This is a genomic window from Marinomonas aquimarina (assembly GCF_900089755.1).
GTDB lineage: Bacteria > Pseudomonadota > Gammaproteobacteria > Pseudomonadales > Marinomonadaceae > Marinomonas > Marinomonas aquimarina.
The window spans coordinates 1-11,427 of record NZ_FLOC01000004.1; the positions used below are offsets into that span (position 1 = coordinate 1).

The 11,427-nt window shown below is 48.0% G+C and carries 9 protein-coding genes and 2 tRNA genes; all 11 read right to left on the bottom strand.

The genetic code is table 11. The features are described 5' to 3' along the window. Positions 1-1,295: 1,295 nt before the first annotated feature. The 11 genes from pnp to tpiA all read right to left on the bottom strand — a co-directional run bounded on the left by pnp (position 1,296) and on the right by tpiA (position 11,359). Complete coding sequence (gene pnp / locus MAQ5080_RS04555; RefSeq protein WP_067206179.1) at positions 1,296-3,407, bottom strand: polyribonucleotide nucleotidyltransferase; 2,112 nt, start codon at positions 3,405-3,407, stop codon at positions 1,296-1,298. A gap of 182 nt (positions 3,408-3,589) precedes the next feature. Continuing rightward, positions 3,590-3,859, bottom strand: coding sequence for a 30S ribosomal protein S15 (gene rpsO, locus MAQ5080_RS04560; protein WP_067206182.1), 270 nt, complete (start codon positions 3,857-3,859; stop codon positions 3,590-3,592). Between the two features lie 87 nt (positions 3,860-3,946). Beyond that, positions 3,947-4,876 (bottom strand): tRNA pseudouridine(55) synthase TruB, encoded by a 930-nt coding sequence (truB, locus tag MAQ5080_RS04565; RefSeq protein ID WP_067206185.1) that lies wholly within the window; start codon positions 4,874-4,876, stop codon positions 3,947-3,949. Positions 4,877-4,885: 9 nt separating this feature from the next. Further along, entirely contained in the window at positions 4,886-5,272 is a 387-nt protein-coding gene (gene rbfA, locus MAQ5080_RS04570; protein WP_067206189.1) for a 30S ribosome-binding factor RbfA, read from the bottom strand. 14 nt (positions 5,273-5,286) lie between these two features. After that, on the bottom strand, positions 5,287-7,863 hold the full coding sequence (gene infB / locus MAQ5080_RS04575) for a translation initiation factor IF-2 (protein ID WP_067206192.1): 2,577 nt from the start codon (positions 7,861-7,863) through the stop codon (positions 5,287-5,289). Between the two features lie 25 nt (positions 7,864-7,888). Then, positions 7,889-9,379 (bottom strand): transcription termination factor NusA, encoded by a 1,491-nt coding sequence (nusA, locus tag MAQ5080_RS04580; RefSeq protein ID WP_067206196.1) that lies wholly within the window; start codon positions 9,377-9,379, stop codon positions 7,889-7,891. A gap of 30 nt (positions 9,380-9,409) precedes the next feature. Continuing rightward, the gene (rimP, locus tag MAQ5080_RS04585) at positions 9,410-9,871 is read right to left on the bottom strand and encodes a ribosome maturation factor RimP (RefSeq protein ID WP_067206199.1); all 462 of its coding nucleotides are present in this window, start codon (positions 9,869-9,871) and stop codon (positions 9,410-9,412) included. Positions 9,872-10,024: 153 nt separating this feature from the next. Beyond that, positions 10,025-10,101: transfer RNA gene (locus MAQ5080_RS04590), tRNA-Met, on the bottom strand. Between the two features lie 45 nt (positions 10,102-10,146). Further along, a tRNA-Leu gene (locus MAQ5080_RS04595) sits at positions 10,147-10,232 on the bottom strand. A gap of 16 nt (positions 10,233-10,248) precedes the next feature. Beyond that, entirely contained in the window at positions 10,249-10,611 is a 363-nt protein-coding gene (gene secG / locus MAQ5080_RS04600; protein ID WP_067206202.1) for a preprotein translocase subunit SecG, read from the bottom strand. A gap of 4 nt (positions 10,612-10,615) precedes the next feature. Continuing rightward, complete coding sequence (gene tpiA, locus MAQ5080_RS04605; RefSeq protein ID WP_067206205.1) at positions 10,616-11,359, bottom strand: triose-phosphate isomerase; 744 nt, start codon at positions 11,357-11,359, stop codon at positions 10,616-10,618. Between the last annotated feature and the right edge of the window lie 68 nt (positions 11,360-11,427).

Consider the following 11,427-nt stretch of genomic DNA (forward strand, 5'->3'; position numbering starts at 1 on the left):
CACTAAGCAGGCTGCTTCATGCTTAAACTCTGTTGAAAATGTACGACGTTGTTTTGTCATTGGACACCTCTTTTGATGTGGCTATATTACCACCTTAAATGGTGTCCGGTTTTATTAGACCACTACAACTCTCTCACCGGTTCTATTCCATTAAGATTGCAGTAGAACCGAGCCGGCATCCTTTTCCGGGTCATTTTAAGTCCTTATGCTTTAAAGTACCAATATTGGTACACACTCATTGTATTGCATGTTTATAATTTGATCAAATATTAGGTTTTATTAATTAGCTCCCTCCCATGCTTTTGATTTGCGCTGACGGTCGAAGGGAAGAGCGACCGAAGATGTGCGCAAGCAAATTGAATTGCATGGGAGGGAGCTGCAAAGCAGGTTAGGAAGCCGAAGCTAGAGAGCCTGCAACCTTCACGATCTACTTCAGACCTGCGAGATCCATTCCCGCGGGAACCGCGGTCCTACAAAGGCTGCGATTTGCTTCAGGTATGCGATGCCTTTCCCCGATGGAATCGAGTCGTAAAATCGGGGCAAGGGAACTCTCCCAAAGATGGCATATTTAGCTCCATCCCATGCGTTTGATTTGCGCTGACGCGTCGGTGGTGAGGCACGAACCGAGACAGGCGCAAGCAAATTGAATTGCATGGGATGGAGCCGAAAAGCAGGATATGAGGCCGAGACTAGAAAGTCTGCAACTTTTGCGATCTGCTTCAGAAATGCGAGCTTCATTCCCGCGGAAACCGCGGTCCTACAAAAGCTGCGATTTGCTTCAGGTATGTGATGCCCTTCCCCGATGGAATCGGGTCATACAATCGGGGCAAGGATGCCCCTCCCACAGCAGGGATAGCCGCTTATTATTTAGCTCAATCCCATGCGTTTGATTTGTGCTGACGCGTCGGTGGTGAGGCACGAACCGAGACAGGCGCAAGCAAATTGAATTGCATGGGATAGAGCCGCAAAGCGGGTTAGAAGGCCGAGGCTGGAAAGCCTACAGCCTCCACTATTTACTTCAGACATGCGATATCGATTCCCGCGGGAACCGCGGTCCTACAAAGCCGCGATTTACTTCAGATATGCAGAGCAATCGGGGCAAGGATGCCCCTCCCACAAGTGCTAGCTTGTCAGGAATAGCAGCTTCGACAGTTAAGGGGTCAGAGCCCTTTTACACCAATAATGTTGACGATAATCAGCCGATCTTTATAGGCAAGGAGTCTGACTCCTTTTCTATCGGCAATAAAAAAGGAGCACCGAGGTGCTCCTTTTAGAGAGTTAACGAGAAGTTAAGATTAGCCAGCTACGAATGCTGCTTTTTCTTCTTCAGTTACTTCTTTGATAGATAGCTTGATACGACCGCGAGCGTCTACGTCAAGAACCTTAACGATTACGTCTTGGCCTTCTTCTAGTACGTCAGCTACTGCACGGATACGCTCTTCAGCGATCTGAGAGATGTGCACTAGGCCGTCTTTACCAGGAAGGATGTTCACGAAGGCACCGAATTCAGCTAGGCGAACTACTTTACCTTGGTAAAGTTTGTCTACTTCTGCTTCTGCAGTGATTTCGTGGATACGTAGCATTGCGGCATCAGATGCAGTTTTATCTGGTGCGTAGATACGTACAGTACCGTCGTCGTCTAGGTCGATAGATGCGCCAGTGTCTTCAGTGATAGAACGGATTGTTGCGCCGCCTTTACCGATAACTTCACGGATCTTCTCAGGATCGATCTTGAATGTCGCCATAGATGGTGCATTCGGAGATACTTCTGGACGAGCGTAGCCAATTACTTGAGACATTTCACGTAGGATGTACTTACGTGCTTCCATCGCTTGAGATAGCGCGATGTCCATGATCTCTTCGTTGATACCTTCGATCTTGATGTCCATTTGTAACGCTGTGATACCTTCTTCAGTACCCGCTACTTTAAAGTCCATGTCGCCAAGGTGGTCTTCGTCACCTAGGATGTCAGTTAGGACTGCGAAGCCGTCGTCTTCTTTTACAAGACCCATTGCGATACCCGCAACCGGTGCTTTAAGAGGAACACCAGCGTCCATCATAGATAGAGACGCACCACAAACAGACGCCATTGAGCTTGAACCGTTAGATTCAGTGATCTCAGATACGACGCGGATTGTGTATGGGAATTCGTCTTCTGAAGGAAGAACCGCTTGTACACCACGACGTGCTAGACGACCGTGACCGATTTCACGACGACCTACACCGCCCATACGACCACACTCACCTACAGAGTAAGGAGGGAAGTTGTAGTGCAGCATGAAGCTGTCTTTGGACTCGCCCGCTAGACCGTCAGCGATCTGTGCGTCACGGCTTGTACCTAGTGTACAAGTAGCGATTGCTTGTGTTTCACCACGAGTGAACAAAGCAGAACCGTGAGTTTTCTTCAGCATGCCCACTTCAACGTTGATGCCACGAACAGTTTTGTTGTCACGGCCGTCGATACGTGGTTTGCCGTCGATTACGCGACGACGAACGATGTTTTTCTCTAGCTTACCGAATACACCAGCCACTTCAGCTTCTGTGTGGTAGCCTTCTTCAGTTACTAGGTGAGCAATCGCTGCTTCACGAACTTCGCCCAGTTTCGCGTAGCGAGCCATCTTATCAGAGATGGTGTACGCTTCTTCGATCTGTGTTGAGAAGCCAGATTTAACCGCTTCAACAAGCTCAGCGTTGGCTTGTTCTGCTGACCATTCCCAACGTGGTTTGCCAGCTTCTGCGGCAAATTCGTTGATCGCGTCTACTGCAGTTTGCATTTCTTTATGTGCGTATAGCACGGCACCTAGCATTTCGTCTTCAGTCAGCTCTTGTGCTTCAGACTCAACCATTAGTACGGCGTCTTTAGTACCCGCAACCACCATGTCTAGTAGAGATTCTGCTAGCTCAGAGTTTAGTGGGTTAAGAACGTAGCCAGACTCATCGTTGAAGCCAACACGTGCTGCACCGATAGGACCGTTGAATGGGATACCAGAAATCGTTAGCGCTGCAGATGTAGCAAGCATTGCTGGGATATCAGCATCTAGGTCTGTGTTAGTCGACATAACCGTACAAACAACTTGTACTTCGTTCATGAAACCTTTCGGGAACAGTGGACGAATTGGACGGTCGATTAGACGAGACGTTAGGGTTTCTTTTTCTGAAGGACGACCTTCACGCTTTAGGAAACCGCCAGGGATTTTACCTACCGCGTAAGTACGCTCTTGGTAGTGTACAGATAGAGGGAAGAAGTCTTGGCCGTCTTTTGCGCTCTTCGCGCCAACCACTGTTGCCAGAACTTGTGCATCACCCATTGTACATAGAACAGCACCCGTCGCTTGACGTGCGATACGGCCTGTTTCTAGGGTAACTTCTTGATTTCCGTATTGGAAAGTTTTAGTCGTAATACTCACTCGTATTCCTTTAACTTATTTTTTATTACTTTCTCCCAAAGACAATCTTTAGTAGCCAGTACTCAGATGTATTCTTTAAAGCTTCGTGTCGTTGGGCGAAGAAAAATACATGTGAAGTACAGGCTGTCCCTTGGGAGGCCTTTAAGAAAAAAGGGCCATATCTCTATGGCCCTTTCTCTGTCTTAGCGACGTAGACCTAGCTTCTTGATCAAGCTAGTGTAACGTGCTGCGTCTTTACGCTTAAGGTAGTCCAGCAGCTTACGACGCTGGTTTACCATGCGGATTAGACCGCGACGAGAATGGTGGTCGCCTTTGTTTGCTTTGAAGTGACCTTGTAGACCTTCGATGTTCTTAGTTAGCAATGCAACTTGAACTTCTGGTGAACCAGTGTCGCCTTCTTTAGTTTGAAACTCTGCAACCAATGCTGCTTTTTGTTCTGCAGACAATGCCATAATCTGTATCTCCAATATTAATATGCAATTAAAAATTCAGGGTGGCCGAGCATATTTTCAGTCATCCTAAGGTCGAGTATTCTAGCACTATTTTTTCGCTAACTCACTCGTATTTACCAGTCGATGTGGCTTAATTTTACCTTTTTTCACTACACCTAAACCCATGAAAGCACGCGTGCCTTCGACGTATAGACGCAGTAATTGATCTTCATCAAAACCACGTGTGTCGTTCAGCAATCTACCGAACACTATATCCTGAGATTCTTGCACTGACATGACAACTTCCGGCAAGTGCAGCACGGCAGTATCCGAGCCCATTAGCTTCTGATCGAGAATGTCCTCACCCTGCTCTGCAAGGGCTTCAAACTCTTCGATGGTGAGCATATCCGCCGGATCGTATCCCGCCGTCGACACCCGATGCAGGGTCTTAAGATGCGCACCACAGCCCATGGCTTCACCAATATCTTCACCAATGGTGCGGATATAAGTGCCTTTGGAACAGCTAATGTCCAACGTCAGAGTGTTTTCGGTGCGCTCTAGTACCTGCAAGTTTGAGATAAACACTTTGCGGCGTTTACGCTCAATGGTGATGCCTTGGCGTGCGTATTCGTACAAAGGTTTGCCTTCGTGCTTTAACGCAGAGTACATCGGTGGCACTTGCTCGATCTCACCACGAAAACGGTTCAGCAGTGTTTCTAATTCGTCATCAGAAAGCTGTGGTACGGTTTCGTTAGTCAGAATGTCACCTTCTTTATCGCCTGTGGTGGTACGAATACCCAGTTCAATACAGGTGATGTAACGCTTATCAGCGTCGAGCAGGAATTGTGAGAATTTGGTTGCTTCGCCTAAACACAGCGGAAGCATGCCGGTAGCAAGTGGGTCAAGTGCCCCCGTGTGTCCGGCTTTGGCAGCACGGAACACACGGCGAACTTTTTGTAACGCTTGATTAGAGCTCAGACCCAGAGGCTTGTTTAAAAGCACGACGCCATCAATGGCGCGCCATTGCGTTTTACCCATGGTAATCGCTTACTCTTCGTTTGAGTCTTGTTTCTGGTCCTTGCGAACGGCTTCGTCAATCAACGCCGACATGCGGGCACCGTTTACTACGCTCGCGTCGTAGTGGAAACGTAGGTGCGGCATGACGCGCAGCTTCACTTCTTTCGCAAGACGGGAACGCAAGAAGTTCTTGGCACTTTCCAGTGCCGCTTGGTTTTCCGCCAAGCGCTCCGCGTTGTCATCCAGGCCTAGCACGGTGTAGTACACATCCGCATAGCCTAGGTCTTTTGCAACGCGTACTTCGTTGATCGTTACCATACCCAGACGTGGGTCTTTCACTTCAAATTGTATTAGGGATGCCAGCTCCTTTTGGAGCTGGTCACCGATACGACTAGTACGACTGAATTCGCCTGCCATTGTGTATCCCTGTATTAAAGTGAACGAGCGACTTCGATAGTCTTGAAGACCTCGATCTTATCGCCTTCTTTCACGTCGTTGTAGTTCTTCACGCCGATACCACATTCCATACCTTGACGGACATCGTTTACAGCGTCTTTGAAGCGACGTAGAGATTCCAGTTCACCTTCGTAGATAACCACGTTGTCACGTAGGACACGGATTTTCTCGTTACGGTAAACCGTACCTTCGATAACCATACAGCCAGCAACTAGACCGAACTTAGGTGAACGGAATACGTCACGTACTTCTGCAGTACCCACGATTTCTTCACGTAGATCCGGTGTCAACATGCCTGATAGGGCTTGTTTCACGTCGTCGATGATGTTGTAGATGACGCTGTAGTAACGTAGGTCAACGTTTTCACGCTCGATGAACTGCTTCGCAGAGCTGTCCGCACGTACGTTGAAACCGAAGATAACGGCGTTTGAAGCAAGCGCTAGGGTCGCGTCAGTTTCAGTGATACCACCGACACCGCTCGATACTACGTTTACTTTTACTTCGTCAGTACTTAGATCCGTCAAAGACTTGATCAGTGCTTCCAAAGAACCACGTACGTCGGCTTTCAGTACGATGTTTAGCGTACCCACTTCGTCTTGACCCATGTTGGAGAACAGGTTCTCAAGCTTAGCAGAGTGCTGACGTGCGAAGCGTACTTCACGGTATTTACCTTGACGGAAGTTCGCTACTTCACGCGCTTTACGCTCGTCGGCAACAACGATGAACTCTTCACCGGCATCAGGTGTACCGTCAAGACCTAGGATCTCAACAGGGATAGATGGACCAGCAGACTCTACTGTCTTACCGTTCTCATCCAACAGCGCACGTACACGACCCATTTGTAGGCCGGCTAGAACGATGTCACCTTTCTTCAGGGTACCGTTCTGTACCAGAACGGTTGCAACAGAACCACGACCACGATCTAGGCGAGATTCAACCACCACACCTTTACCTGGCGCACTTGGTACCGCTGTTAGTTCAAGTACTTCTGCTTGCAGTAGAACCGCTTCTAGAAGCTCTTCGATACCTTGACCAGATTTCGCTGACACACCTACGAATTGAACGTCACCGCCCCATTCTTCAGGGACAACTTCATGCGCTACCAATTCGTTTTTAACTTTATCGATGTCAGCCGCTTCTTTATCGATCTTAGTCATGGCAACAACAATAGGCACGCCCGCAGCACGAGAGTGCTGGATCGCTTCAATCGTTTGTGGCATCACGCCATCGTCTGCCGCACACACTAGGATTACGATATCTGTCGCTTGCGCACCACGAGCACGCATTGAGGTAAACGCCGCGTGTCCAGGAGTATCTAGGAAGCTGACCATACCATGGTCTGTTTCTACGTGGTAAGCACCGATATGCTGTGTGATACCACCCGATTCGCCCGCTGCTACGCGCGTGGTACGGATGTAGTCAAGTAGCGATGTTTTACCGTGGTCAACGTGACCCATTACCGTCACAACTGGCGCACGTTTGATCGATTCACCTTCGTAGTCGATAGAGTCGATCATGTCGTTCTCTAGCGCGTTTTCGTCGATGAACTTAACTTTGTGACCCATTTCTTCAACCACTAGGGTTGCTGTGTCACGATCGATCGTTTGGTTGATGGTTGCCATCGCACCCATCTTGAACATCACCTTGATCACTTCTGCTGCTTTGATGGCCATTTTCTCAGCCAGTTCTGCAACCGTGATACTTTCAGGCAATGCTACTTCGTGAATGATTGGAGCTGTTGGCTTCTGGAAGCCGTGCTCTTGTTTACCAGGTCTCTTCAGCTTGCGCTTGCCGCCGCGACGAGAAAATTCGTCATCATCATTCAAAGAGATGCGACCTGTGCGTTTCTGATCTGCACGACCACGTGGCTTGTCATCTTTACGATCGTTCTGTTTAGGTGCAGCTTTTTTACCTTTCGGTGCTGGACCACTTGGTTTACTGTTGCCAGCAGTCTGAGACACCTTACGAGTAGTGTTGGTCTCTTTCGAATTATCCACGAGTTTATCCGCTCCCATATCGGAGTCGTTTGGCTCCGTTTTCTGTGCTGCTCGGTCGGCTGCTTCACGCTCTTTTTGCTGGCGTTCTGCTTCTTTGCGAGCTTGTTCTTCAGCTTCGGCTTTTGCCTTAGCTGCCTGTTCGGCCTCAAGTCTTGCCGCCTCTTCGCGAGCTTGCTCAGCCTCAATACGTGCTTGCTCTTCTGCCGCGCGCTGCTCTGCTAGCATTTCTTGCTGGCGTTTTAGCTCATCTTCGACATCAGTACGCTTCACGTAAGTGCGTTTTTTCTTAACCGCAACGTTCACTGTTTTATTACCAGCACCCGCTGATAGCGTACTCTTTGTGCGACGCTGAAGGGTAATGCGCTGCTCACCTTCGGCTTCACTTGAGTCGCCATGCTGACGCTTAAGATAGTTTAACAGTATTTGCTTCTCAACATCAGACACTTCTTGGTCTGCACTCTGATGAGGCAGACCAGCATCTTTCATCTGAGTTAATAGTTTCTCGACTGGTGTGCTCACCAGTTCGGATAATATCTTAACGGTTTGAACTGTCATTAAGTTCCCCCTTTTTACTCAGATTTTATTCAGATTCAGCAAACCATGGTGCACGCGCTGTCAAAATTAGGGCGGCGGCACGCTCTTCGTCCATGCCATCAATCTCTAATAGTTCGTCGACTGATTGCTCTGCCAAATCTTCCATCGTTACCACGCCTTTCGACGCTAGAACCAAGGCTAGGTGGTTATCCATGCCTTCCATTTCCAGTAGATCTTGTGCTGGTTTGGCACTTTCAAGCTGCTCTTCCGCTTGCAGTGCTTGGTTCAATAGCGCTTCTTTGGCACGAGTACGTAGTTCGTTTACCAAATCTTCATCAAATCCGTCGATGTCTAACATCTCTTCCATCGGCACGTATGCAACTTCTTCGATCGTTGCAAAGCCTTCTTCGGCTAGCTGAATCGCTAGGTCATCGTCGATGTCTAAAACAGAAACAAATAGATCAATCAGCTTTTGTGATTCTTCTTGTTGTTTAGCTTCTGCATCTTCCGCTGTCATTACGTTTAGAGTCCAGCCAGTCAATGCTGACGCTAGACGAACGTTTTGACCGTTACGACCAATCGCTTGCGCTAGATTGTCGCTCTTCACTGCTACGTCCATAGAGTGAGAGTCTTCGTCAATTACGATTGAATCAACTTCTGCTGGTGCCATCGCATTGATCACTAGTTGCGCTGGGTTATCATCCCAAAGCACGATATCAACACGCTCACCATTCATTTCGTTAGAAACCGCTTGGACACGCGCACCACGCATACCCACACAAGCACCGATTGGATCGATACGGCGATCACTTGTCTTAACAGCGATTTTCGCACGTAGACCTGGATCACGGGCTGCGCCACGGATCTCGAGCACTTCTTCTGCGATTTCAGGCACTTCAAGACGGAACAGTTCCACCATGAATTCTGGAGAAGTACGTGATAGCACCAACTGTGAGCCACGGTTGTCTTCACGAATTTCTTGTAGCAACGCACGAATACGGTCGTTTAGACGGAACGTTTCGCGGTTGATTAGGGCATCTTTTGGCAAGGATGCTTCAGCGTTTTCACCTAGGTCGATGATTAGGCTGTCACGGGTCACTTTCTTCACTTGACCGTGAACTAGCTTGCCCACTTTGTCACTGTACATCGCCACCATTTTTGCACGCTCAGCTTCACGTACTTTTTGTACGATCACTTGCTTCGCTGTTTGTGCTGCGATACGACCGAATTCTTCTGATTCGATTTCTTCTTCGTAAATCTCACCGGCAGCGATGTTTAGACCCATTTCTTCCATGTCATCAGTGGTTAGTTCTGAATCTGGAGCTGAGTAGTCTTCATCCGCCACGATGTCCCACTGACGGTAGGTTTTGTAATCACCTGTACGCTGATCGATGGATACACGTACTTTTGCTTCGCCGTCAAAACGACGTTTTGCAGCGCTTGCTAATGCAGTTTCTACGGCCTCAAAAATTACCTGTTTTGGTACATCTTTTTCGTTGGATACCGCTTCTACTACCAAAAGAATCTCTTTGCTCATCCTTTTAGCCTCTCTCAAAGGTTGAATAAATTAAAACTGAGGAACAATGTTTGCTTTTTCAATCAACTCGATTGGCAGCAAGTACTCTTCGTTATCTACGAGCAGCACCACTTCATCACCTTCAATGCCGGTGAGCTGACCTTTAAATTTGCGGCGACCATCAAACGGCACGCGCAAGCGTAATGACACAACAGAACCAAGAAAACGTTGGTACTGGCTGAGTTCAAATAATGGGCGATCCAAACCTGGTGATGACACCTCTAGGCTGTATTCGCCAGAAATAGGGTCTTCCACATCCATGATCGCGCTCACTTGGCGACTCACTGATGCGCAATCTTCTACATCAATTCCTTTCTCGGCGTCTGTTTCTATAAACACACGTAGAACAGAATCCTTGCCTTGAGAAATGTATTCGAGCCCCCAAAATTCAAAGCCCAAACCTTCAACAACGGGCTTGATTAGCTCTTCTAGTTGCGTGAACTTAGTAGACAAATGACTTCTCCGATAAAAAGCGTAGAAACAAAAAACGGGCTCAAGGCCCATTTAACAGTAGTTCAGATAGCAAAAAACCCCATATAGGGGCCATCCAAACTATAAGATCTTCTCAGACCTTAATCTTACTATGTGAACATAATAAGACTAGGTTGGTTGCGGGAGCCGGATTTGAACCGACGACCTTCGGGTTATGAGCCCGACGAGCTACCAGACTGCTCCATCCCGCGTCAACGAGGACACATTCTACTACAACAATGTGTCTTTCTCAAGAATGGTGCCGATGGCCGGACTCGAACCGGCACAGCCGTAGGCCACCACCCCCTCAAGATGGCGTGTCTACCAATTCCACCACATCGGCAATTTTTTGTAGATTCTTACTCTACTGTAGGAATATCTTGGTTGGCTGCAGATTCTTCAGCGCCTGTTTCAAGCTCTGGCATTTCCACAGTTTCTTCCACTTGTGACGCATTTGGCACGAAGTCCAAACCACCGTCTACAGTTTTTGCCTGCTCGCTAGCGAAGAACGCTAGACCAAAGCTAGTCAAAAAGAATACCAAAGCAAATACAGCTGTTAGTTTACCGAAGAAGCTACCGCCACCTTGGCTACCAAATACTGTTTGCGATGCACCGCCACCAAAAGAAGCACCTGCATCAGCACCTTTACCCTGCTGAATCAACACCAACCCGATGATAGCAACGGCTGCTAATACATGAACAACTAAAACTAAAGCTTCCATTTTTTTACTTCGCAGATTCTATGATCGAATTAAATTCTTTAGCATCCAAAGAAGCGCCACCTACTAGGGCACCATCAATGTCAGGCTGAGCAAATAGCTCGGCACTGTTCGATGCTTTAACACTGCCGCCGTACAAAATAGCGATTTTTTCCGCAATTTCTGCCGACTGAGTGGCAATATTATCTCGAATACCTTTATGTACTTCTTGAGCTTGTTCTGAAGTCGCTGATTTACCAGTACCGATAGCCCAAACAGGCTCGTAGGCAACCACAACTTGCTCAAACAACTCTACGCCGATTTCATTTAGCACTGCATCAACTTGAGCGTTACATACTGCTAGAGTCGTACCCACTTCGCGCTGCTCAAGTGTTTCACCGACGCATAAAATTGGCGTTAGGCCTGCAGCTAACGTTGCTGCGACTTTTTTCGCCACCTGAGTATCCGTTTCTGCGAACAGAGCACGACGCTCAGAGTGTCCCAAGATCACATGAGACACAGAGAAGTCTTGTAACATCGACAAGCTTACTTCCCCAGTGTAAGGACCTGAGTTGTATTCTGACGCGTTTTGCGCAGCCAATTTAATGGATGAATCCACCAATTGTTGAGCCACTAACGGTAAGTATACGAAACTTGGCGCTACCACTACATCAAGGGTATCACAGGCATTTAAGCCTTTAACCAGTTCAACTACGGACTCTACTGAGCCATTCATTTTCCAGTTGCCTGCGACTATCTTACGACGCGTCATAGTGATACCTCTGATTTAGAGGCGCTCATTCTAGGCAATTGTCTAGCCTATATCAAGCGCTAATTATT